The organism is Halomonas chromatireducens, assembly GCF_001545155.1.
Classification (GTDB): Bacteria; Pseudomonadota; Gammaproteobacteria; order Pseudomonadales; family Halomonadaceae; genus Halomonas; species Halomonas chromatireducens.
On record NZ_CP014226.1, the window covers coordinates 3,153,133 to 3,176,275 of the forward strand.

A 23,143-nucleotide genomic window follows, 5' to 3' on the forward strand; every position below is an offset into this window, starting at 1 on the left:
AAGCCAGTCAAGCAACCGCGGCTTACCCGGCGACAAGGCCTTCGAGAAGGCGCTGTAAACCCTTCCCTGGGCGCTACATTCTTCATCCCTGAAGAATGACCTCCTCTCCGGCCTGTCCCCGGCACCGCTCACCTCGACAAAGTCCTCAAAGAGTTGAGAACTGGCCGTCGCGAGCGAAGACGAGACAAGGCGGAAAACAGCGAAAGCGCGGAGTTTACTTTAGTAAATGAGCAGCTTGAGCTGTTTTCCAACGCCGTATCGTCGAGCGCAGCAGGCCAGAATCAGCGTCTCTTCATTGCCTCGAAGAACTCGAGGTTCGTCTTCGTATCCTTGAGTCGGTCGATCAGGAACTCGGTCGCCGCGGTATCTTCCATCGGGTTGAGCAGCTTGCGCAGGATCCACATGCGCTGCATCTCGTCCTCGGAGGCGATCAGGTCCTCTCGGCGGGTGCCGGAACGGCGAATGTTGATCGCCGGGTAGACGCGACGCTCGGCGAGCTTGCGGTCCAGGTGGGCTTCCATGTTGCCGGTGCCTTTGAACTCCTCGAAGATCACCTCGTCCATCTTGGAGCCGGTATCCACCAGCGCCGTGGCGATGATGGTCAGGCTGCCGCCCTCCTCGATGTTACGCGCGGCGCCGAAGAAACGCTTGGGCTTCTCCAGGGCGTGGGCGTCGACACCGCCGGTGAGCACCTTGCCGGAGCTGGGCACCACGGTGTTGTAGGCGCGCGCCAGGCGAGTGATGGAGTCGAGCAGGATCACCACGTCCTTCTTGTGTTCCACCAGGCGCTTGGCCTTCTCGATGACCATCTCGGCGACCTGGACGTGACGGGCCGGCGGCTCGTCGAAGGTCGAGGCGACCACTTCGCCGCGCACCGTGCGCGACATCTCGGTCACTTCCTCGGGGCGCTCGTCGATCAGCAGCACGATCAGGTGACAGTCGGGGTCGTTGCGCGTGATCGAGGTGGCGATGTTCTGCAGCATCAGCGTCTTGCCCGCCTTGGGCGGCGAGACGATCAGGCCACGCTGGCCCTTGCCGATGGGTGCGGTGAGATCGATGATGCGCGACGTCAGATCCTCGGTGGAGCCGTTGCCGATCTCCATGCGCAGCCGCTCGTTGGGGAACAGTGGCGTCAGGTTCTCGAACAGGATCTTGTGCTTGGCGTTTTCCGGCTTGTCGAAGTTGATCTGGCTGACCTTGAGCAGCGCGAAGTAACGCTCCCCTTCCTTCGGCGGCCGGATCTTGCCGGAAATGGAATCGCCCTTGCGCAGGTTGAAGCGACGGATCTGCGACGGCGAAACATAGATGTCGTCGGGGCCGGCCAGGTAGGAGCTGTCGGCGCTGCGCAGGAAGCCGAAGCCGTCCTGCAGGATTTCGAGCACCCCATCTCCATAGATATCCTCGCCGCTCTTGGCGTGCTTCTTGAGGATGGCGAAGATGATGTCCTGCTTGCGCGAGCGAGCCAGGTTGTCGATGCCCATTTCGCGGGCAAGCTCCAGGAGCTCCGGGACGGTCTTTTGCTTGAGTTCGGTAAGATTCATCGGTGTGTTCGGAAGTTGCTCATGTCAGCGTGGCGGCACGGCGCCGTGAATGTGACGGGGGATAAAACGGTACGCCGCTTGGGTGCGTTCAGAGCCTGGGAAGGCATCCACTCGCAGGTGATGACCGGCAAATCACGACCTAACTTCATGCACTAACCAGCACTAGAAGGGTCGCCGGAACGGTATCGTGTTCGAGGGAGCAGCACAATTGTCGCCTGGACTACAATCGCCTGGGCGTCTTCAAATGCCAACATGGCTTGCGGGCACATGATAGCGAGCGACAAAAGGGGCTGTCTGACGACTTGATATAGGACCGCGACGCGGACGTCGTGTCTCGGTCGGAAAGCATTCGGAACAGGCGAACGACTCGATGTTAGTCAAGGGCGGCGACGAACGCAACCCCATAACCCGACACACCCTGCTAATTGACACGACAGGGGAGTCGCCGCAACCTTGGACTCTCTGCCATCAGGATGCCTCGATGACTCAGCCAATGGAACGGCCTCGCCCACAAAAGCCACTCGCTGCCACGCCTCGACAGCGGCTGGCTGCGATCGACCTAGGCTCCAACAGCTTCCACCTGCTGGTCGCCAATTACCAGGAGGGCAGGCTGCAGGCGGTGGCACGCCTGGGCGAGAAGGTCCAGCTCGCCGCCGGACTCGATCAGGCCAATCGATTGAGCGAGGAGGCTATGCAGCGCGCGCTGCGCTCCCTGGCTCGCTTCGTGCCACTGTTGGGCGACATCGCACCGGGCCGACTGCGGGTCGTGGGCACCAGCGCACTGCGCACGGCACGCAACCGCCAGACCTTCGTCGAACGCGCGGAATCATTGCTGGGCTGCCCCATCGAGATCATCGATGGCCGTGAGGAGGCGCGCCTGATCTATCTGGGCGCGGCACATGCCCTGGCCGAGAACGGCAAGCGGCTGATCATCGATATCGGCGGCGGCTCCACCGAGTTCGCCATCGGCGAGAACTTCGCGCCACTGCATCTGGAGAGTCTGGACATCGGCTGTGTGACCTTCACCGGGCGACATTTTGCGGACGGGACTCTCAGTGAAGATAGCATGCGCCGTGCCGAGCAAGCCGCGAAAGCCGCGTGCAACCGGGTCAGCCGCGCCTATCAGGCCTTCGGATGGGCCGACCCGGTCGGTTCCAGCGGTACCATCAAGGCCGTCGCCTCAGTCCTAGCGGCTAGCGGTGATCTTGACGGTGCCGAGGAGGGTACCATCACACGCCGGGGGTTACTCGAACTGCGCCAGCGGCTGATCGCCTTTGGGCATCTCGATAACGTCGCCATGGAGGGACTCAAGCACGACCGTACCCGTATCTTTCCTGCCGGCGTAGCCATTCTTGGTGCCATCTTCGAGAGCTTCGGCCTTACTCGGCTGCGTTACGCCGATGGTGCGCTGCGGGAGGGGGTGCTCTACGACATGATGGCGCGAAATGGCGATTTCGTCGGCGACAGGAGCTGAGCCGCCTTCAGTGATGCTCCGGCCCCGCGTCCCAACCCTCCGCAACGAACAGCCAGCGTTTCTGCTCCGGCAACAGCACCGCCACGACCACATCACCGTGCCAGGCCACCAGCAGCCGCTCCCGCTCCCAAGGAGGCAAGTCGGCTTCCTGGAGCAGGCGCTTCAGGTCACGTGAACCGCGCCCCGCCAGACGCAGGCGCTCGCCGCCTTGGCGCAGCATGAGCCAAAACTCGGCAGGTCCGCCATCTCGGCGATGCAACGTGAGATCACAACGTCCCAGATGAGTCTCCAGGGGTGGCAGCCCGTCCCAGTCGATCCTCCCCCCCTCTGGCATCGGGCCGCTCGGGCTAAGCAGGTATAGGCACTCTCGCCAGATACGCGCTTCGCCGTTCGGCCAATCGATCCGCACCCCTGCATCGCGCCGTGCCGACAGCTGCGCCATCAGGGCGGCGAGGCGCAACTCAGGAGGGGTGGGTAGCGATAGAGAACGACAGGCGTGACGAATCAGCAGCCGCTGGCGGGGGAGCGACAAGGCGTTGAGTGCCGACACCGGCAGCTGCCCCGGGTTCCCCCCCAGCCGTTGGAGATCCAGCGCAGCCAGCTCGTCGAGCAACGCATCGGCTTCACCAGCCTGTCTTGCCGAGCGCGCCAGTATCTCACCGGCATGGGGCCAGCGTGACTGCAGCAGCGGCAGCACGCTGCGTCGCAGGAAGTTGCGATCGAGTGACTCGTCGGCGTTGGATGGATCCTCGATCCAGCGTAGCCCGATCCGCTGGGCCTCGGCTTCGAATTCGCCACGGGAGCGCGCCAGCAGGGGGCGCACCAGGCACCTTCCCTGCCACTCGCGGCCTGGCGGCATTCCCGCCAGGCCGCGCACGCCGCTGCCGCGCGGGGCAGCGAGCAGGAAGGTCTCGGCCTGGTCGTCGCGGTGCTGAGCGAGCCACAGGGTCTCGCCGCAGGCGACCCGGCGCTGGAAGGCCGAATAGCGAGCCTGACGGGCCGCCCCTTCCAGGCCCAGCCCCCCCGACAGCGAGACGTCAACTCGCTCAACGAACAGCGGCACCCCGAGACGGGAGCAGAGCCGCCGGCAGTGGGCCTCGAAGTCATCGGCGCCAGCCTGCAGGCCATGATTCACGTGGAGCGCGTAGAGCGGGCGGGGATGGCGCTGGATGGCATGCGCCGCCAGGGTCAACAGCAGCGAGGAGTCCAGTCCGCCGGAAAGGGCCACCCAGACGACACGCCCCGACGGGGTCTCCGCCAGGGCGTCATCGATCAGAGCCTGAAGAGATTCTCTCTTATGCTGGTGCGCCATAGCTCATCAGGCGCTCATACCGGCGCTCCAGGAGGGCCTCAGTATCCATGGCCTCCAAGCGCTCGAGACTGTCCAGCAGCGCCGTCTTGACCCGCTCGGCGGTATCGACAGGATGCCGGTGGGCACCACCCAGCGGCTCTGGAATCAGCGTGTCGACGAAACCCAGCTCCTTGAGCCTCTCGGCGGTGATGCCCATGGCTTGGGCGGCGTCGGAAGCCTTCTCGGCGCTCTTCCACAGGATCGACGCGCAACCCTCCGGGGAAATCACCGAATAGGTGGAGTACTGCAGCATGGTCAGCTCGTCGCAGACGCCGATGGCCAGCGCTCCGCCGGAGCCGCCTTCACCCACCACGGTAGCGAGGATGGGAGTCTTGAGTCGCGACATCACCGCCAGGTTGTAGGCGATGGCTTCCGACTGGCCGCGCTCTTCCGCGTCGATACCTGGGTATGCCCCGGGGGTATCGATGAAGGTCAGCACCGGCATCTTGAAGCGCTCGGCCATCTCCATCAGCCGGCACGCCTTGCGGTAACCCTCGGGGCGGGGCATGCCGAAGTTCCGGCGAACCTTCTCCTTCACTTCACGCCCCTTCTGGTGGCCAATCACCATGACCGGGCGATCGTCCAGGCGCGCCACTCCGCCGACGATGGCCGGGTCGTCGGCAAAGCGACGGTCGCCATGCAGCTCATCGAAGTCGGTGAAGATGTGCTCGAGGTAGTCCAGGGTGTAGGGCCGCTGCGGGTGGCGCGAAAGCTGCGACACCTGCCAGGGGCTCAGGTCCTTGAAGATGGACTCCGTGAGCTTGCGGCTCTTCTCTTCGAGCCGGCTGATCTCGTCGCTGAGGTTGACCTGACTGTCGTTGCCGACCAGGCGCAGCTCTTCGATCTTGGCCTGAAGCTCGGCGATGGGCTGTTCGAAATCGAGATAGTTGGGATTCATAGTGGCTAAGCCGCCTTGTCATTGCTGTCGCCGGGGTACATTGACCGCTTCTTGCCCCGGAAGCCATAAATTCGAGTGTCGGCATTATCGCACCCTCAACGCGCTGCGCAAGGCAGGGCATGAAGTGTGACCGCTGCTTGAGGGCGCCGGGGCCCCTCGCCCCTCGCCCCTCGCCCCTCGCTGGACCGGCACAAGTCGATGCCTAGCGATACTTCAGCCGCACGCCGTCCTGCCCTTGCACCTCGCGCAGCGCGATCAGCAGCTCGTCGCAGGGCGCTACCCGCCACTGCTCGTCCAGCTCCAGCCAGCCGACCGCCTCGCCGTTGCGATAACGCAGCCGGACCGGCAGCCCGCTCGCGTCGCAGTAGGGCGAGAGGCTGTCGCGGAGGTTGTCGACCAGCCGCCCGTTGACCCGGTCGCCGTCCAGCGAGAGCTCCACGGCCTCGCCGTAGCGGCTGCGCGCCGCCACCATGGGGGTAATCTCCTTGCCGCGCAGGCGCAGCCCGCCGGAGTAGTCGTCGCTGGAGACCTCCCCCTCGACAATCAATACCTGCTCGGTGTCGAGCTGGCCACGCAGCGCCTCGAACATCTCGCCAAACAGCGAGGCCTCGATGCGCCCGGTACGGTCATCAAGCGTCAGGAAGGCCATGGTATCGCCGCGCTTGGACTTCATGGTACGCACCCCCACCACCAGGCCGGCGACCCGCTGCGGCTCACGGGAAGGCTTGAGGTCACTGATACGCGTCGAGACGAAGCGCTTGAGCTCCTGTTCGTACTCGTCGATGGGGTGACCCGTGAGGTAGAGCCCCAGCGTCTCCTTCTCGCCGGCCAGGCGCTCCTTGTCGGTCCACTCGCGGGTCTGTCGATAGGCCTCGTAGGGATCCACCTCAGACTCGTCGGCGAAGGCCTCGCCGAACATGTCGATCATGCCCAGGTTCTGGTTGGCCTGGGTCTGGGCCGCGGCCTTGAGCGCGGCTTCCATCGCCGCGCTGAGCACCGCGCGGTTGGGGCCGAGGTTGTCCAGCGCCCCGGAGCGGATCAGCGCCTCCAGGGTACGCTTGTTCATGCGCCGGGGGTCGACCCGGCGGCAGAAGTCGAACAGATCGGTGAATGGCCCATCGGCTTCACGCGCCTCGACGATGGCACCGATGGGCCCTTCGCCCACGCCGCGGATGGCGCCCAGGCCGTAGACCACCCGCGCCTCGATATCGACGGTGAACTTGTAGCCGCCGCCGTTGACGTCCGGCGGGGTCACGGTCAGCCCCAGGTGGCGACACTCCTCGATCAGCGGCACCACCTTGTCGAGGTTGTCCATCTCGGTGGACATCACCGCCGCCATGAAGGGGCCGGGGTAGTGCGACTTGAGCCAGGCGGTCTGGTAGGAGACCAGGCCGTAGGCCGCCGAGTGCGACTTGTTGAAGCCGTAGCCGGCGAATTTCTCCACCAGATCGAAGATATTGCCCGCGAGCTCCTTGTCGATGCCGTTGGCGGCACAGCCCTCCATGAAGCCGGCACGCTGCTTGGCCATCTCCTCCGGCTTCTTCTTGCCCATGGCCCGGCGCAGCATGTCGGCCTGTCCCAGGCTGTACCCTGCCAGCACCTGGGCGATCTGCATCACCTGCTCCTGGTAGAGGATGATGCCGTAGGTGGGCTCGAGCACCGGCTTGAGCAGTTCGTGCTGGTAGTCCGGGTGGGGGTAGGAGATCTCGGCGCGGCCGTGCTTGCGGTTGATGAAGTCGTCGACCATGCCCGACTGCAGGGGGCCGGGGCGGAACAGCGCCACCAGGGCGATCATGTCCTCCAGCGAGTCCGGCAGCAGGCGCTTGATGAGTTCCTTCATGCCGCGGGATTCGAGCTGGAACACCGCCGTGGTCTCGGCGCGCTTGAGCATCTCGAAGGTGGGGGCGTCATCCAGCGGGATGGTGTCGATGTTGAGCGGTCCCTGGCCGGCCGCCGCACGCACCTTGTCGACCATCTCCAGCGCCCAGTCGATGATGGTCAGGGTCCGCAGGCCGAGGAAGTCGAACTTGACCAGCCCGGCCTCCTCGATGTCGTTCTTGTCGAACTGCACGACCAGGCCTGCGCCCTCCTCGTCGCACAGCAGCGGTGCGAAGTCGGTAAGCTTGGTGGGGGCGATCACCACGCCGCCGGCGTGCTTGCCGGTGCCGCGGGTGATGCCCTCCAGCTTGATCGCCATCTCCCAGATTTCCTGGGCCTCGTCGTCGTTGTCGATGAACTCCTTGAGCGCCGGCTCGGCCTCGATGGCCTTGGCCAGGGTCATGCCGACCTCGAAGGGAATCAGCTTGGAGAGCTTGTCGCCGAGCGAATAGGGCCGGCCCTGGGCCCGGGCTACGTCGCGCACCACCGCCTTGGCGGCCATGGTGCCGAAGGTGACGATCTGGGACACGGCGTTGCGCCCGTAGCGGTCGGCCACGTACTCGATGACCCGGTCGCGCTTCTCCATGCAGAAGTCGACGTCGAAGTCGGGCATCGAGACCCGCTCGGGGTTGAGGAAGCGCTCGAACAGCAGGTCATACTCCAGCGGGTCGAGGTCGGTGATCTTCTGGGCGTAGGCCACCAGCGAGCCGGCACCGGAGCCACGCCCCGGCCCCACCGGGACATTGTTGTCCTTGGCCCACTGGATGAAGTCCATCACGATCAGGAAGTAGCCGGGAAAACCCATCTGGATGATGATATCGAGCTCGAAATCCAGGCGCTTGCGGTAGCGGGCGTCGATCTCGGCATACTCCGCCCCGTCCCGCGGGTAGCGCTCGGCCGGGAACAGGAAGTCGAGTCGCTCGGTCAGGCCATCGTGGGAGACCTTGCGGAAGAACTCGTCCTGGGTCATGCCCTCGGGAATCTCGAATTCGGGCAGGAATATCTCGCCCAGCCGCACGTCAACGCTGCAGCGCGCGGCGATCATCAGGCTGTTCTCGAGCGCGGCGGGGATATCCGAGAAGAGATCGGCCATCTCTTCGGGGCTCTTTAGGTACTGCTCCTCGGTGTAGCGCCGCTCGCGTCGCTTGTCGTCGAGCGCACGGCCCTCACCGATGGAGACTCGGGTCTCGTGGGCCCAGAAGTCGTCGCGCTCGAGGAAACGCACGTCGTTGGTGGCCACCACCGGCGTACCTGTCTCCATGGCCAGCGCCACCGACAGATGCACGCACTCCTCCTCCAGCGGCCGGCCGGTACGCACCAGCTCCAGATAGAAGCGCCCCGGGAAGGCGGCGTTCCACTCGTCCAGCAGCGCCCGGGCTTCGTCCCGGTGGTCGGAGAGCAGATGACGGCCGATCTCACCGTCGCGGGCGCCGGACAGGGCGATAAGCCCCTCGCTCTGCTCGAGCACCCAGGCGCGATCGAGCAGCGCCCGGCCCTGCCGCTGCCCCTCCATCCAGCCACGGGATATCAGCTCGGTTAGGTTTCGGTAGCCGATATCGTTCATGGCCAGCAGGGTCAGGCGGTAGGGGTGGCCCTCGTCGAAGGGGTTGGCCAGCCACAGGTCGGCGCCGATGATCGGCTTGAGCCCGGCACCCTGGGCACCACGGTAGAACTTGACCAGTCCGAACAGGTTGGCCTCATCTGTGACGGCCAGGGCCGGCATGCCCCGCTCGGCCGTGGCCTTGATCAGCGGCTTGAGACGCACCAGGCCGTCGACCAGCGAGTACTCGGTGTGAACGCGAAGATGTACGAAGGGCGTGGTCATAGCGGACTCAGATTTGGCAGCAAAAAGTGGTGCTGGTGACATTACTCGGAGCTGATCCGGCGACAGATCTCCGCAGGGGCGCTGTAAATACCTCCCTGTACGCTACTTTTGCCATCCATGGCAAAAGACCCCTGCTACGACCTGTCCCCGGCGCTCCTCAATATCGGAAGTACTGAACATTGGCCTAGAGCAGCGCCAGCTGGCGCTTGACGGGGCCGAAGGAGCGGCGGTGCTCAGGCAGCGGCCCCAGGCGCTCCAGGACGGCCAGGTGCTCACGGGTCGGATAGCCCTTGTGGCGGGCGAAGCCATAGCCGGGAAAGAGGCCATCGAGCGCCACCATCTGCGCATCGCGCGTCACCTTGGCGAGTATCGAAGCCGCGGCAATGGCCGGGTGGCGGGCATCGCCCTTCACCACCGCCTGGCCGGGAACATGATGCCCGGGCAGGCGATTACCGTCCACCAGCAGGTACTCCGCGGCCAGCGGCAGGGCATCGATGGCCCGGCGCATGGCGAGATGGGTGGCGTGATAGATATTGAGTTCGTCGATCTCGGCAACCGACGCCTCGGCCACGGCAAAGGCCAGGGCCTTTTCACGAATCTCTCCATCCAGCCGTTCGCGACGTTCTGCCGTGAGCTGCTTGGAGTCGGCCAGGCCGGCAATGGGCCTGGCCGGGTCGAGGATCACGGCGGCGGCCACCACGGCGCCAACCAGTGGACCGCGGCCAACCTCGTCGACACCCGCCAGCAGGGTGCCCTGGTAGTCGATGGTCAAGGGTGGCAGGTCATATGGTTTCATCGCTCTGTGCGCTCTCGCGTCTCTGCCTGCGCCGGGCTCTTCTCCTCTCCCACCACTCCCACCTGGGCACCTCCTGGTTTCGCCCCCGCCTCGGCAGCGGCGATAGCACTGGCGGGCGAGACGCTCTCGGGCAGCGCGCGCCCTTCCACCAGCGCCTCGACGGCATCACAGGCGCGACGACTGGCATCGCGCTGCAGCCCGGCATGCATGTAGGCGAAGCGCGTCTCCAGCGCCAAGCGGTAGTCGTCGTCATCGAGCATCTCGCCGAGGCGTGCAGCGATGGCCGACGCGCTGGCATCTTCCTGGATCAGCTCGGGTACCAAAGTCTCGCGCGCGATCAGGTTGGGCAGCGAGATCCATTCCGTCTTGACCAGCCGCTTGGCCAGCCAGTGGGTGGTCGGTGCCATCTTGTAGGCCACCAGCATGGCACGGTGACAGAGCATCGCCTCCAGCGCCGCGGTACCCGATGCCAGCAGCACGGCGTCGGCCGCGACCATGGCCTCCCGGGCAAGGCCGTCGAGCAGCACCACCCGACCGGCGAGGCCGGGGCGTGCCGTCAGAAGCTCGCTCAGCTCTTCGAGCCGCTTGGGCGTCGCCGCGGGGATCACCACCTTGAGCCCGGGACGGGTTCGGCACAGCTGCTCGGCGGCGTCGAGAAAGGTGTCGCCGAGAAAGCGGATCTCGTTGGCACGGGACCCCGGCAGCAGGGCCAGAATCGCCGCGTCCTCGTCCAGCCCCAGCGCGGCCCGGGCCGAGGCGCGATCATTGGTCAGCGGCAGCTCGTCGGCCAGCGGATGGCCGACGAAGGCCACCGGCACCCGGTGGCGGGCGTAGAAGGCAGCCTCGAAGGGGAGGAAGGTGAGCATGGCATCGACGGAGCGGGCGATACCCTTGACCCGCCCCTGGCGCCAGGCCCACACCGGGGGGCTGACATAGTGCGCGGTGGTGATGCCCGCCTCGCGCAGTTGGCGCTCGAGGCCGAGATTGAAGTCGGGAGCATCGATACCGATCATGATATCCGGCTGCCAGGCCAGGGCGTCGGCCCTGAGTGAGCGGCGCACGCGGATCAGCTCGGGGAGGTGCTTGATCACCTCGACCAGTCCCATCACCGAGAGGGTTTCCAGGGGAAAGCGGCTATCCATGCCCTCGCCGATCATTCCCGGCCCACCGATGCCGCGGAATTCCACGTCCGGGTGACGGGCCTTCAGGGCGCGCATCAGGCCAGTGCCCAGATTGTCACCGGAAAGCTCACCGGCCACGATGTAGACACGTCTTACCGTCATGGCCGTATCACGTCAGCGAACGATGCCACGGGACGACACCTCGATGGAGGCGACAAAGGCATCGGTTTCAGGGAGAGAGAAACGGCCGCGAATTGCTGCCAGGGCCTGCTCGACGGTCAATCCCTGCCGATAGACCAGCTTATAGGACTCGCTCAGCGCCAGGATCGCCTCTTTCGAAAAACCGCGGCGCTTGAGGCCCGTGAGGTTGAGCCCATGGGGCTTGGCCGGGTTGCCGTTGATCATCACGAAGGCGGGGGTGTCCTTGGTGATGATCGATCCGCCACCGGCCATGGCATAGGAGCCGAAATGACAGAACTGGTGAATCGCGGCGAGCCCACCCAGTATGACGAAATCACCCAGGGTGACATGACCGGCCAGCGTCACCTGGTTAGCCAGCACGCAGTCGTTGCCGATAAGGCAGTCGTGCCCCACGTGGACATAGGCCATGATCAGGTTACGCGAGCCGATGGTAGTCTCGCCGCGATCCTGGGCGGTGCCACGGTGCAGCGTTGCCCCTTCGCGTATGACGTTATCGTCGCCCATCACCAGTCGCGTCGGCTCCCCGGCGTACTTCTTGTCCTGGCAATCCTCACCCACCGAGGCGAACTGGAAGATTCGAGTGCGGGCGCCCAGCACGGTCGGCCCCTTGATCACAACATGGGAGCCTATCCGGCTACCGGCCCCGATCTCGACGTCGGGACCAATCACGGTAAAAGGTCCGACTTCGACATCCTCGGCAAGTCGCGCACCGGGATCGACGATGGCAGTGGTATGTATCAAGCAACCTTCCTCTCGGCACAGATGATGTCGGCCTCACAGGCCAGCTCGCCCCCTACGGTAGCACGGCAGGCGAATTTCCAGATGCCGCGCTTTTCACGCTCCACGCGAGCCTCCAGCACCAGGCAGTCCCCCGGCATGACCGGGCGCTTGAAGCGCACGTTGTCGCTACCCACGAGGTAGTAGACATAGCCATCGGCGGGCAGCCTGTTGACCGTCTTGAAACCCAGGATGCCACACACCTGAGCCAGGGCCTCGAGCACCAGTACGCCAGGCATGATCGGGTGATGCGGGAAGTGGCCGTTGAAGAACGGCTCATTGATGCTGACGTTCTTGTAGCCAACGATCATTTCGCCGAATGTCAGCTCCGTGATCCGATCCACCAGTAAAAAAGGATATCGGTGGGGCAGATAGTCACGAATCTCGTTGATATCCATTACCATCGTAGCGACCTCTGAAAGGAAGTAGGAAAGCCGGAGCAGCATGGGCATGTTGCATCCGGCTTTCCGAAGTGCCTGCAGGAAGAAAAGGCAGGCGATGGATTATAACGTCGCCAGACTTCGTCTCAACCCTCCTGGTTGCGCTTTTCGAGCTTGGCCAGGCGGCGGGCGATATCGTCGAGCTGCTTGAAGCGCACCGCATTCTTGCGCCACTGGGCATTTTGCATTGCGCCGGTACCCGACGAGTACACTCCCGGCTCATGAATCGAGTTGGTGACCAGACTCATGCCGGTGACCTGTACCCCGTCGCAGATCGTCAGATGGCCAGCGAGCCCCACCCCACCACCGAGCATGCAGTTGCTCCCCACCCTGGTCGAGCCGGCGATGCCAACACAGCCGGCAAGGGCACTGTGGTCGCCGATGTGTACGTTATGGGCGATCTGCACCTGGCTATCAATCTTGACGTCATTACCGATGATCGTGTCGTCCAGCGCCCCGCGGTCGATGCTGGAGCAACTGCCGACTTCAACATCGTCACCCAGCACCACGCCGCCCAGCTGGGCGATCTTGTGCCAGCGCTTTCCGTCATGGGCGAAACCGAAGCCATCGCCACCGATGACACAGTTGCTGTGCAGGATGGCCCGCTCGCCGATGGTCACACCATGGCAGACGGTCACGTTGGGATGAAGGCGTGACCGGGCACCGATGCGTGAATTCACCCCGACGACACAGCCGGGACCGATCACGACCTCGTCGCCGAGTTCAACACCGGACTCGACGACGGCCTGGGGGCCTATCTCGACCCCAACGCCCAACCGGGCGTCTTCGGCCACCACGGCGGTCGGGTGAATACCACCGGTCGGGCGGGCCAGGAACGGATCGAATAGCCGCGACAGATGGGCATAGCCGAGATAAGGGTTGTCGAGCTCGAGATGATCCACCGGGCATTCGCTAGCGTGCTCGGGGTGGAGCAAGACAGCACCGGCACGAGTGTTGTTAAGACTCTTCAGGTAAGAGAGATTGGCCACGAAGGCGATCTGTTCAGGGCCGGCATCCTGCAAGGTTGCCAGCCCCGAGATGCGGCGGGAGCCGTCACCCATCAACCGCGCTCCGAGCTTTTCGGCGAGATCGGCGAGGGTGAACTGTGGGAGAGCAGGTTGTGTCATGAAGGCCCGATAGTCAGCAGAGCACGGCGGCAAGCCGCCGTGACGATTCAGTTGAGCGAGTTGAGGATATCGGTCACTTCCCTGGTCAGGTTCGGCAGATCGACTTCTGAGTGAACCACACCCTGGGGGTCTACCAGCACCTGGATGCCGTGCCGGGAGATGACCTGCTCAACCGCCTGCTCAAGCTTCGGTTCGGACTGCTGCAGAAATTCCTGCTCCGAGCGCATCTGCTCCTCGATGATCTGCTGGCGCAGTTGCTCGAAGCGACCACCCTTCTGCTGGAACTCCTGCATCATCGTCTGGCGCTCAGCATCGGAGAAACTGCCTCCCTGCAGGCGCTGCTGCAAGCCCTGTAGTTCCTCACCCAATGCCTGGGCTTCCTGCTGCTGGCCGCGCAGGCGGCTCTCAAGCTGCTCCATGGAGCGCTGCGCCGCATCGGACGAGAGCAGCGCCTGCCGCCAGTCCAGCACGGCAACCTCGGCGGCGTGGGTCGGCAATGCCAAGGCACTGAACAGGCCAATACAGAGAATGGCGGACAACTTGCGCATGAGCGGCTCCTTGATCAATGCCGGGTCAGAAGGTCTGACCCAGTGAGAACTGGAAGAACTGGGTATCGTCGCCGCTCTTGTCGTTGAGTGGTTCGGCGATACTGAAAGTCAGCGGGCCCACCGGGGTCAGCCAGGAAAGGCCGATACCGGCACTGTAACGCAGCTCGCCCAAGTCAACGCCGGAGGAGCAGTTCGAAGGGCCATCGCCATCGACCACCGGGTAACAGCTGGTCAGGAAGGTATTGCCGGCATCGATGAAGAAGCCGGTCTGCAGCGACCTCTGATCCTCGAGGAAGGGCATCGGGAAGAGTAGTTCCGCACTACCCTCGACCAGGACGTTGCCGCCCAGGGTACGGTCTCGCCCCGCCTCTCGGGGCGTGGTGCGCTGCCCCAGGGTGTTGGCAGTAAAACCGCGAACCGAGCCGAGGCCGCCGGCGAAGAAGTTCTCGTAGAAGGGGTGGGGGTCGCTGCCGATGCTGTCGGCATAGCCAAGGGTGGAGCCGAACTTCAGCGCCCAGGTCTCCTCTTCATTCAAGGCGAACAGCTGCTGCGCCCGTGCCCGCAGCTTGTAATACTCCGCATCGCTGCCCGGCGCAGCGGTCTCCAGCGACAGACGCTGGTAGTTGCCCGAGGTTGGCATGATGCCGCGGTTAAGGTTATTGCGCGTCCAACTGGCGGTGAGCTTGAGGCTCTGGGCGTCGGCGCCCTGCTCATCGACGTAGCGCACGATCTCCGAGGGCGTGTCGCGGTATGTCTTGACCGTCAGATCCTCGATGCTGGCACCGAAGTTGAGCCGCGACAGTTCACTGATCGGGTAACCGAAGTTGATACCCGCGCCGTAGGCATCGGTGGAGAAGGTCGAGATATCCGAATCGGCATAGTCGGTTTCGCGATAGAACAGATTGTAGCCCCGCGAGATGCCGTCCAGTGTCCAGTAGGGATCGGTATAGCCGAAGTTCACGCTGGTGAAGGTATCGCTGCGCTGAGCCCCGACGTTGACCCGGTTGCCGGTTCCCAGGAAGTTGTTCTGCGCCAGCGATGCCCCGTAGATGATGCCGGCGCTCTGGGAGAAACCGACGCTCGCCGAGATCGAACCGGAGGGCTGCTCCTCGACGGTATAGGTAACATCCAGCTTGTCGGACTCACCCGCCACCGGCTGGGTATCCACCTCCACCTGGCTGAAGAAGCCCAGGCGCTCCAGGCGCCGACGCGACTGGCTGATCGACTCGGTGGAGGCGGGCGCGCCCTCCATCTGGATCATCTCGCGACGCAGCACCTCATCCTGAGTACTGGTGTTGCCGATGAAGTTGATACGTCGCACGTAGGCCCGCTGTCCCGGCTGAACACTGATGGTGAGGTCTACCGTCGAGCCGTCGGCACCGGGCTCCGGCACGCCTTCGACCCGGGCGAAGGCGAAACCCTCGGCACCCAGGCGAGCACGCAGTGCTTCGGTGGAAGCGGTCACGTCGCTGCGCGAGAAGATCTGGCCGCTCTCCACCTGGAGCAGATCCCGCGCCTCACGTTCACTGACCTGCAGGTCGCCGGCGAAACGAATGTCGCCCAGACGATACTGTCGCCCCTCGTCGATGTTGACGGTAACGAAGATCCGCGACTTGTCCGGGCTGATCGATACCTGGGTCGAGGTGATGGCGAAGTCCACATAGCCGCGGTCGAGATAGAAGGAGCGCAGCCGCTCCAGGTCGCCGGACAAGGCTTCACGGGAGTATTCGTCACGCGAGAACCAGCCGAAGAAGCGGCCAGGACGGTCGTTGAGTTCGAAGACATCACGCAGCTCGCTGTCGTCGAAATCACGATTGCCGACAACGTTGATCTGGCGGATCTTGGCCACGGCACCTTCGTTGATATCGATATCAACCTGGACCCGCCCTTCATCGATTTCACGCACGCTGGTCTCGATGCGCGCACTGTAGCGGCCCTGCGCCTGGTAGACACCCTCCAGCTCACGCTGGATCTCCTCCAGGGTGGAGAGCTGCAGCACCTGTCCCTCGGCAAGGCCGCCTTCGCGAAGGCCGCGACGCAGGTCCTCCTCGGATAGCTGTCGGTTACCGCTGATGTTCAGCCGCGAGATGGTGGGACGCTCCACCACCTGGATGACAAGCACGTCACCGTCCCTGGCCAGTTGGATATCGTCGAACAGGCCGGTAGCGAACAGGCTGCGTGCCGCCTCCGCCAGTTCGCGGTCATCCACCCGATCCCGGGCGCTGACGGGGAAGGCGTTGAAGACGGAAGCGGCGGAAACCCGCTGCAGCCCTTCCACGCGAATGTCGGTCACTTCAAAAGATTCGGCCAGCACCGTATTGGAACCGGCCAGCAGCAGAGCCGCCAGTCCGAGGGTCTTGATATTCATGCAGTCGCTTCGCTCGCGTTGATCCGCCTGCCTGTCCAGACAGGCACCTTATACATTTGTGCGGGTGACTGACAAGGTTGGAGTCCGGCTCCACCTCTCCCTGTGCCCCCTGCTGGGGGTCGTGTCGCTCGCTACCAGAGACGCATCAGATCGAAATAGAGCGCCATCAACATCAGCGTGGCTATCAGCGCCAAACCAATACGCAGTCCCATCGCCTGGGTCCGCTCGGAAACCGGCCGGCCGCGGACCGCTTCCACGAAATAATAAAGCAGGTGGCCACCGTCGAGCACCGGAATTGGCAGCAGATTGAGCACCGCCAGGCTAATCGACAGGTAAGCCAGGAAGCTGATAAAGCTTTCCAATCCGGTGCGAGCCGTATCACCTGCCACCTGAGCGATGGTAATGGGGCCGGACAGGTTCGAAGGTGAGATCAGCCCCACCAGCATCTTGCGGATAGCGCCCAGGGTCAAGAGCGTCATGTCACTGGTACGCCCCACCGCCTGACCCAGGGCCTCCACAGGACCATAGCGGATCTCCCGCCGATACTCTTCCGGCCACTCCACGCTCTCGACGCCGGCGCCAACGTAGCCGATGGACACGCCGGTTTCCAGCTCTCGTTCGCCGGGCACCATTGTCAGGCTCAGCTGCTCGCCATTGCGTGCCACATCAAGGGCCAGGCTCTCGCCAGGGCTCGTGCGCACGATATTGACGAAATCCATCCAGTCATCGACCGGCGTGCCGTTCACCGCCAGGACTTCATCGCCGGCCTGAAGCCCGGCCTGGGAGGCAGCCTCACCGTCGATGACCTGGCCCAGCCTGGCCGGAAATGGCGGTTGCCAGGGGGTAATACCCAGGGTGGCAAGGGGCTGGGGAGGATCCTGGCGAACCAGATAGTTTTCCACCGGCAGACGAAACTCGCGGGCTTCTTCGCGGGTATCGCCACGCGCCTGGAACGACAGTTCGCCGCTGGCGCCGATACGGGCGATCAGACGGAGATTGATGTCGTCCCAGGAGCGTACCGCATCGCCCTCCACCGCGACGATCTCCTGACCGCTGCGCAGACCGCTACGTTCGGCCGGTGAGTCGACGGTCACATCGCCGACCACCGGTGCCACCGTGGTGGTACCGGCGACGAAAAGGGCCCAGTAGGCAACGATGGCGAGCAGAAAGTTGGCCAGCGGACCGGCCGCCACGATGGCAATGCGCTGCCACACCGTCTTGCGGTTGAACGCTTCATGCAACTGCTCGTCGGGCACCGGCGCCTCGCGTTCATCGAGCATCTTGACATAGCCGCCGAGCGGGATGGCGGCAATGGCAAACTCGGTACCGTTGCGGTCGACCCGGGACCAGATGGGCTTGCCGAAGCCCACCGAGAAACGCAGCACCTTGACGCCGCAGCGCCGCGCCACCCAGTAATGCCCGTACTCGTGGAAAGTAATCAGCAGGCCCAGCACCACGATGACGGCCAGCACATTCTGGATCAGGCCCAAGTCAGCCTCCTTCTAGGTAACATGATGACAGTCGCCACCGGTGATTGGCTCAACGACGCTGCAGCCAGTCGCTGGCCATGTGGCGAGCCCGCGCGTTGGCCTCCAGGATGGCCTCCAGGTCGGCGGCCGGCGCCACAGGCAGCGCCTCCAGCGTCCTTTCAACCACCTCGGCAATGCCGCCAAAACTTAACCGTCCGGCAAGAAAGGCATCGACTGCGATCTCGTTGGCTGCATTGAGTACCGCAGGCGCCGTCCCTCCTGCCACCATGGCTTCCCGGGCAAGGCGCAGGCAGGGAAAGGCCGCTTCGTCAGGCGCCTCGAAGTCTAGCCGTGCGACCTGGAACAGGTCGAGGGCCTCGACCCCGGCATCGATGCGCTCCGGCCAGGCCAGTCCGTAGGCGATGGGGGTGCGCATGTCGGGGTTACCCAGTTGTGCCAGCACCGACCCGTCGCTGTAGGCGGCCATGGAGTGGATCACGCTTTGGGGATGCACCACCACCTTTACCTGATCCGGGCGCGCGTCGAACAGCCAGCACGCCTCGATCAGCTCCAGCCCCTTGTTCATCAGGGTGGCGCTATCAACGGAAATTTTGCGCCCCATGGACCAGTTGGGATGGGCGCAGGCCTGCTCCGGCGTCACCGTCGCCAGCGCCTGCGGCGACCACCCCCGGAAGGGCCCGCCGGAAGCGGTCAGCAGCAGCTGGGTGACGCCGTGCTTCGCCAGACCACCACGATGCTCGTGAGGTAGACACTGGTAGATGGCATTATGTTCGGAATCGATGGGCAGAAGCAGGGCGCCATGCCGAGCCACCGCGTCCATGAACAGGGCGCCGGACATCACCAGCGCCTCCTTGTTGGCCAGCAATACCCGCTTGGCGGCCCGAACCGCCGCCAGCGTCGGCAGCAGCCCGGCGGCACCGACGATGGCGGCCATTACCACATCCACCTCGCCCGCCTCGACCACCTCGACCAGCGCCTCGGCGCCGCTGCGCACCTCCGTACTCAGTCCGCTTTCGGCAAGTTCACGGCGCAACCAGGCGGCGTCCTCCTCCCTGTCCAGCACCGCCACCCTCGGCCGGTGGCGCCGGCACTGTGCCAGCAGGGCTTCGCGGGAGCGATGGGCCGTGAGGGCGTAAACCTCATAGCGCTCGGGATGACGGGCGACCACATCCAGCGTGCTGGTACCGATCGAACCGGTCGCGCCGAGTACCGTGACAGCCAACACCTACAGAACCCCGAGAGAGAGCAACGCAAACAGCGGTACGGCCGCCGTCAGGCTGTCGATGCGGTCGAGGACACCGCCATGACCGGGCAAGAGGTTGCTCGAGTCCTTGATGCCCCGGTAGCGCTTGAGCATGCTCTCCACCAGGTCACCCAGCACCGAAACCAGGGTCACCACTGCGGTAGCGAGCACCAGGGCCACGCCACCGCCCATACCCAGGCCCTGCCAGGCAGCGAATATCAGCGCCAGCAGGAAGGTGACGGCAAGCCCACCGAGCACCCCCTCCCAGGACTTGCCGGGGCTGACCCGGGGGGCCAGCTTGCGCCGGCCCCAGGCGCGTCCGGCGAAGTAGGCACCGATGTCGGCCCCCCAGACCAGCAACAGCACGAAGAGCAGCCACACGGCGCCAGCGTCGCGCAAGATATTGAAGCCGACCCAGGCTGGCAACAATACCAACACGCCCATGCACAGCCGCAGCAACGTCGACTGCCACTGCTCCCCCTTAGCGGGATAGTGAATCACCCAGTAGAGGTTCGCCAGCCACCCGACCAGCGCCAGCCATAGCGGCCAGACGGCCAGCATGGCACCTGTCGCCCAGAACAGCAGCATGAGCACGGCCAGGCCAGCCACGAGAGCCAGACGCTGGTTCTGCTCCGCGACTCCGGCAAGATTGGTCCACTCCCAGGCCGCCAGCAATACGATGGCGGCAGTAAAGGCGGCAAAGGCACCCCCCTGCAGACCGAAAAGGCCTGCCAGCATCAGCGGCGCCAGCCAGGCCGCGGTGATAATTCGCTGTCTAAGCACCTTGGGCCTCGATCTGCTCGTCGGTCATGCCGAAACGGCGCTGCCGTCGGCGAAAATCGTCGATGGCCAGGTCAAGTGCCGCGCCATCGAAGTCGGGCCACAGCAGTGGCGTGAAATAGAGTTCGGCATAGGCCATCTGCCACAGCAGGAAATTGGAGATGCGCTGCTCACCGCTGGTGCGAATACAGAGATCCACCGGTGCTTCCTGAGCAAGGCAGAGCTCGTCCTGAACGCTCTTCTCGGTAATGGCAGCAGGATCAAGCTCACCCATGGCCGCACGCTCGGCAAGACGCCGGGCGGCCCTGGTGATGTCCCAGTGTCCGCCGTAGTTGGCGGCGACCACCAGATGCATGCGGCGGTTGTCCCGAGTCATCTCCTCGGCCCTGACAATGTACTTCTGGATGGAGGAGGAGAAGGCGGAGCGGTCGCCGATCACCGATAGCCGGATACCGTTGGCGTGGAGCTTTTTCACTTCACGCTTCAGGGCGATCAGGAACAGCTCCATCAGGGCACGCACTTCGGCTTCCGGGCGGCGCCAGTTCTCGCTGGAGAAGGCAAACAGGGTCAGCGTTTCCACGCCACGCTCGGCCGCACGGCGGATCACCGCACGCACGGCCTCGACGCCGGCACGATGGCCTCGCACGCCGGAGAGCCCCCTTGCTCGCGCCCAGCGATTGTTGCCATCCATGATAATCGCCACATGTCGCGGCACGTCTCCACCCGGTGCGTTCGGCGGCACCTGGGATCCTGGGGTCTGCGCTGACGTCATGATGTCTCGCAATGGAATGGGCGGGGCCAGGCGGAAGTCCCTCGAGGGGCTTCCGCCCGACGCTCCTCAGACCTGCATCAGGTCATGTTCCTTTGTTTCCAGCAGCTTGTCGATCTCGGCAATGTACTTGTCGGTCAGCTTCTGAATCGCCTCTTCACCCCGATGCTGCTCGTCCTCGGAGATCTCCTTCTCCTTGAGTAGGGACTTGAAGTCGCCATTGGCATCGCGACGGACATTGCGAACCGCTACGCGGGCATGCTCGGCCTCGGCACGCGCCTGTTTAATGTAGCCCTTTCGGGTCTCCTCGGTAAGCATCGGCATGGGTACGCGAATCACGGTGCCGGCGCTCGCCGGGTTCAAGCCCAGGTCGGAAGTCATGATCGCCTTCTCGATCTTGGCCACCATGCCCTGCTCCCACGGCACGATACTGAGCGTGCGGGCGTCTTCCACGTTGACCGAGGCCACCTGGCTCAGCGGCACCTGGCTACCGTAGTAGTCCACCGTCACCGCGTCGAGAATGCTGGAGTGAGCACGCCCGGTACGGATCTTGTTGAAGTTGCTGTGAAGGGCCTCGAGGCTCTTCTTCATTCGGCTTTCAGCATCTTTCTTGATGTCATCGATCACAGTGTCAACCTCTGTCTATCAGCGTGCCTTCCTTGCCGCCCATCACCAGATTCAGCAGGGCGCCCGGCTTGTTCATGTTGAATACGCGAACCGGCATGTCATGGTCCCGCACCAGGCAGATGGCGGTCAAATCCATGATGCCGAGCTTCTGGTCCAGCGCATCGTCATAGCTCAGCATGTCGTACTTGATCGCATCGGCGTGTTTCACCGGATCCTTGTCATAGACCCCATCCACCTTGGTGGCCTTGACCACCACGTCGGCATCGATCTCGATGCCGCGCAAACAGGCCGCCGAATCAGTGGTAAAAAACGGATTGCCGGTTCCGGCGGAAAACAATACCACGTCTCCGGACGTCAGGTAGCGAATGGCGGTGCGTCGGTCGTAATGCTCCACCACCCCGCTCATGGGAATGGCCGACATGACCCGCGAGCGGATATTGGAACGCTCTAGGGCGTCGCGCATGGCAAGGGCGTTCATCACCGTGGCCAGCATGCCCATGTGGTCACCGGTGACGCGATCCATGCCGGCCTCGTTGAGTGCGGCACCGCGGAACAGATTCCCCCCACCGACCACGATACCCACCTGTACGCCGATGCCGACCAGCTGTCCGATCTCCAGTGCCATGCGATCGAGCACTTTGGGGTCGATCCCGAATTCGTGCTCGCCCATCAGGGCTTCACCGGAGAGCTTGAGCAGGATGCGCTTGTACTTGGATTTTTCACTGCGGGATTTTTCGGAGCGGGGCAGGGCGGAACTATCGACCTGTTCGGTTGTAGGCATGGCAACTCTCCTGGGCGCAAGGGGATGAAGCGTTTCTACTACGGCCGACGCGCCGGCCGGATACGAGAAGGCGTGCGCTTCCGCGCACGCCGTTCTTCGAACTGGAACCTCTGACCTTAGCTGCGGCCAGCCTGTTCCATGACTTCCTTGGCAAAATCGACCTCTTCCTTCTCGATGCCCTCACCCACCTCGAAGCGGATGAAACCGAGAACCTCTCCACCCGCAGCCTTGACGAACTCGGCAACGGACTGGTTCGGATCCGTGACGAAGGGCTGCTCTGTCAGGCTGTTCTCGGCCAGGTACTTCTTCAGGCGGCCTTCGACCATCTTCTCGGCGATCTGCTCAGGCTTGCCGGCCATGTCGGGCTGGGCCAGGATGATCGCCTTTTCCTTGTCGAGCTCTTCCTGGGGCATGTCCTCGGGGCGTGCCACGGACGGATTGATCGCCGCCACGTGCATGGCGACGTCCTTGGCCACCTCGCTGTTGCCACCCTTGAGCTCGGTCAGCACGCCGATGCGGCCACCGTGGACGTATTCGCCAACCAGCCCGCCTTCGGCAGCCTCGACGACGGCGCAGCGACGAACGCTGATGTTCTCGCCGATCTTCTGCACCAGCTGCTCGCGAACGGTCTCGAGCTCGCCGCTCATCACCGCTGCCACGTCTTCGCTCTTGGCGGAGAAGAAGGCGCCGGCGATCTTGTCGGCAAAGGCTTTGAAGTTGTCGTCACGAGCGACGAAGTCGGTCTCGGAGTTGATCTCCACCACCACGCCGTAGCTTCCGTCTTCGGCGACACGGGTCACCACGGCGCCTTCGGCGGCGGTGCGGCCAGCCTTTTTGGCGGCCTTGAGACCGGAACTCTTGCGGAGGTTCTCGATGGCGACCTCGATGTCACCATCGGCCTCGGTGAGAGCCTTCTTGCACTCCATCATGCCGAGCCCGGTACGCTCGCGCAGTTCCTTGACCTGGGAGGCGCTGATCGCTGCCATGGTATTCACCTCTTGATAGTTGAACCCTGGATCGGTTCGACCTGGAAATAAGTGCGCCGGACCCTTGCGGAGCCCGGTGGATTCCCGCCCCGGCGATGCCGGGGCGGAAGAGCGGGCCGGAG

At 64.1% G+C, this 23,143-nt stretch carries 18 protein-coding genes and 1 pseudogene; 1 reads left to right on the forward strand and 18 read right to left on the reverse strand.

The window, feature by feature from the left end; all coding sequences use genetic code 11:
* Window positions 1-281: 281 nt before the first annotated feature.
* A complete protein-coding gene (gene rho, locus LOKO_RS14565; protein ID WP_066450947.1) occupies window positions 282-1,541 on the reverse strand; it encodes a transcription termination factor Rho in 1,260 nt (419 codons plus the stop codon).
* Window positions 1,542-2,022: 481 nt separating this feature from the next.
* On the opposite strand from rho, the pseudogene ppx reads away from it, so the two are divergent.
* Window positions 2,023-2,988: pseudogene (gene ppx / locus LOKO_RS14570) on the forward strand (exopolyphosphatase); the annotation flags it as partial.
* 34 nt (window positions 2,989-3,022) lie between these two features.
* Here ppx and tilS read toward each other — a convergent pair.
* The 17 genes from tilS to tsf all read right to left on the reverse strand — a co-directional run bounded on the left by tilS (window position 3,023) and on the right by tsf (window position 23,021).
* Complete coding sequence (gene tilS / locus LOKO_RS14575) at window positions 3,023-4,327, reverse strand: tRNA lysidine(34) synthetase TilS (protein WP_066450952.1); 1,305 nt, start codon at window positions 4,325-4,327, stop codon at window positions 3,023-3,025.
* A complete protein-coding gene (gene accA, locus LOKO_RS14580; RefSeq protein WP_066450955.1) occupies window positions 4,311-5,264 on the reverse strand; it encodes an acetyl-CoA carboxylase carboxyl transferase subunit alpha in 954 nt (317 codons plus the stop codon). Before accA ends, tilS begins: the two co-directional genes overlap by 17 nt.
* 202 nt (window positions 5,265-5,466) lie before the next feature.
* Window positions 5,467-8,967 carry a DNA polymerase III subunit alpha gene (dnaE, locus tag LOKO_RS14585; RefSeq protein WP_066450957.1) on the reverse strand — a complete coding sequence of 1,167 codons (3,501 nt, stop codon included), beginning with the start codon at window positions 8,965-8,967 and terminating at the stop codon, window positions 5,467-5,469.
* 184 nt (window positions 8,968-9,151) lie between these two features.
* Window positions 9,152-9,763: a ribonuclease HII gene (gene rnhB / locus LOKO_RS14590; RefSeq protein ID WP_066450959.1), complete on the reverse strand. Its 612-nt coding sequence runs from the start codon at window positions 9,761-9,763 to the stop codon at window positions 9,152-9,154.
* Window positions 9,760-11,046: a lipid-A-disaccharide synthase gene (lpxB, locus tag LOKO_RS14595; RefSeq protein WP_083517605.1), complete on the reverse strand. Its 1,287-nt coding sequence runs from the start codon at window positions 11,044-11,046 to the stop codon at window positions 9,760-9,762. Before lpxB ends, rnhB begins: the two co-directional genes overlap by 4 nt.
* A 12-nt stretch (window positions 11,047-11,058) precedes the next feature.
* Window positions 11,059-11,826 (reverse strand): acyl-ACP--UDP-N-acetylglucosamine O-acyltransferase, encoded by a 768-nt coding sequence (gene lpxA / locus LOKO_RS14600; protein ID WP_066450961.1) that lies wholly within the window; start codon window positions 11,824-11,826, stop codon window positions 11,059-11,061.
* Window positions 11,823-12,266, reverse strand: a complete 444-nt coding sequence (gene fabZ / locus LOKO_RS14605; protein WP_066452379.1) for a 3-hydroxyacyl-ACP dehydratase FabZ — start codon at window positions 12,264-12,266, stop codon at window positions 11,823-11,825. The genes lpxA and fabZ overlap by 4 nt, the downstream gene beginning before the upstream one ends.
* Window positions 12,267-12,388: 122 nt before the next feature.
* Window positions 12,389-13,429 carry a UDP-3-O-(3-hydroxymyristoyl)glucosamine N-acyltransferase gene (gene lpxD, locus LOKO_RS14610; protein WP_066450966.1) on the reverse strand — a complete coding sequence of 347 codons (1,041 nt, stop codon included), beginning with the start codon at window positions 13,427-13,429 and terminating at the stop codon, window positions 12,389-12,391.
* A gap of 47 nt (window positions 13,430-13,476) precedes the next feature.
* A complete protein-coding gene (locus LOKO_RS14615; RefSeq protein WP_066450968.1) occupies window positions 13,477-13,977 on the reverse strand; it encodes an OmpH/Skp family outer membrane protein in 501 nt (166 codons plus the stop codon).
* A 25-nt stretch (window positions 13,978-14,002) separates the two neighbouring features.
* A complete protein-coding gene (bamA, locus tag LOKO_RS14620; protein WP_235588877.1) occupies window positions 14,003-16,345 on the reverse strand; it encodes an outer membrane protein assembly factor BamA in 2,343 nt (780 codons plus the stop codon).
* A 131-nt stretch (window positions 16,346-16,476) separates the two neighbouring features.
* Window positions 16,477-17,835 (reverse strand): sigma E protease regulator RseP, encoded by a 1,359-nt coding sequence (gene rseP / locus LOKO_RS14625; protein WP_066450971.1) that lies wholly within the window; start codon window positions 17,833-17,835, stop codon window positions 16,477-16,479.
* 49 nt (window positions 17,836-17,884) lie between these two features.
* Window positions 17,885-19,060 (reverse strand): 1-deoxy-D-xylulose-5-phosphate reductoisomerase, encoded by a 1,176-nt coding sequence (ispC, locus tag LOKO_RS14630; RefSeq protein ID WP_066450974.1) that lies wholly within the window; start codon window positions 19,058-19,060, stop codon window positions 17,885-17,887.
* Window positions 19,061-19,861 (reverse strand): phosphatidate cytidylyltransferase, encoded by an 801-nt coding sequence (locus tag LOKO_RS14635; RefSeq protein ID WP_066450979.1) that lies wholly within the window; start codon window positions 19,859-19,861, stop codon window positions 19,061-19,063.
* Complete coding sequence (gene uppS / locus LOKO_RS14640) at window positions 19,854-20,630, reverse strand: polyprenyl diphosphate synthase (protein ID WP_066450982.1); 777 nt, start codon at window positions 20,628-20,630, stop codon at window positions 19,854-19,856. Before uppS ends, LOKO_RS14635 begins: the two co-directional genes overlap by 8 nt.
* 66 nt (window positions 20,631-20,696) lie before the next feature.
* Window positions 20,697-21,254, reverse strand: coding sequence for a ribosome recycling factor (gene frr, locus LOKO_RS14645; RefSeq protein WP_066450984.1), 558 nt, complete (start codon window positions 21,252-21,254; stop codon window positions 20,697-20,699).
* Between the two features lie 4 nt (window positions 21,255-21,258).
* Window positions 21,259-22,035, reverse strand: a complete 777-nt coding sequence (gene pyrH, locus LOKO_RS14650; protein WP_235588878.1) for a UMP kinase — start codon at window positions 22,033-22,035, stop codon at window positions 21,259-21,261.
* 116 nt (window positions 22,036-22,151) lie between these two features.
* Entirely contained in the window at window positions 22,152-23,021 is an 870-nt protein-coding gene (tsf, locus tag LOKO_RS14655; RefSeq protein WP_066450986.1) for a translation elongation factor Ts, read from the reverse strand.
* Window positions 23,022-23,143 lie beyond the last annotated feature (122 nt).

Bases quoted from the DNA above. Each gene is read 5' to 3' on its own strand.
- rho (WP_066450947.1), bottom strand. From the start codon at position 1,541: ATGAATCTTACCGAACTCAAGCAAAAGACCGTCCCGGAGCTCCTGGAG.
- tilS (WP_066450952.1), bottom strand. From the start codon at position 4,327: ATGGCGCACCAGCATAAGAGAGAATCTCTTCAGGCTCTGATCGATGAC.
- accA (WP_066450955.1), bottom strand. From the start codon at position 5,264: ATGAATCCCAACTATCTCGATTTCGAACAGCCCATCGCCGAGCTTCAG.
- dnaE (WP_066450957.1), bottom strand. From the start codon at position 8,967: ATGACCACGCCCTTCGTACATCTTCGCGTTCACACCGAGTACTCGCTG.
- rnhB (WP_066450959.1), bottom strand. From the start codon at position 9,763: ATGAAACCATATGACCTGCCACCCTTGACCATCGACTACCAGGGCACC.
- lpxB (WP_083517605.1), bottom strand. From the start codon at position 11,046: ATGACGGTAAGACGTGTCTACATCGTGGCCGGTGAGCTTTCCGGTGAC.
- fabZ (WP_066452379.1), bottom strand. From the start codon at position 12,266: ATGGTAATGGATATCAACGAGATTCGTGACTATCTGCCCCACCGATAT.
- lpxD (WP_066450966.1), bottom strand. From the start codon at position 13,429: ATGACACAACCTGCTCTCCCACAGTTCACCCTCGCCGATCTCGCCGAA.
- LOKO_RS14615 (WP_066450968.1), bottom strand. From the start codon at position 13,977: ATGCGCAAGTTGTCCGCCATTCTCTGTATTGGCCTGTTCAGTGCCTTG.
- bamA (WP_235588877.1), bottom strand. From the start codon at position 16,345: ATGAATATCAAGACCCTCGGACTGGCGGCTCTGCTGCTGGCCGGTTCC.
- uppS (WP_066450982.1), bottom strand. From the start codon at position 20,630: ATGACGTCAGCGCAGACCCCAGGATCCCAGGTGCCGCCGAACGCACCG.
- pyrH (WP_235588878.1), bottom strand. From the start codon at position 22,035: ATGCCTACAACCGAACAGGTCGATAGTTCCGCCCTGCCCCGCTCCGAA.
- tsf (WP_066450986.1), bottom strand. From the start codon at position 23,021: ATGGCAGCGATCAGCGCCTCCCAGGTCAAGGAACTGCGCGAGCGTACC.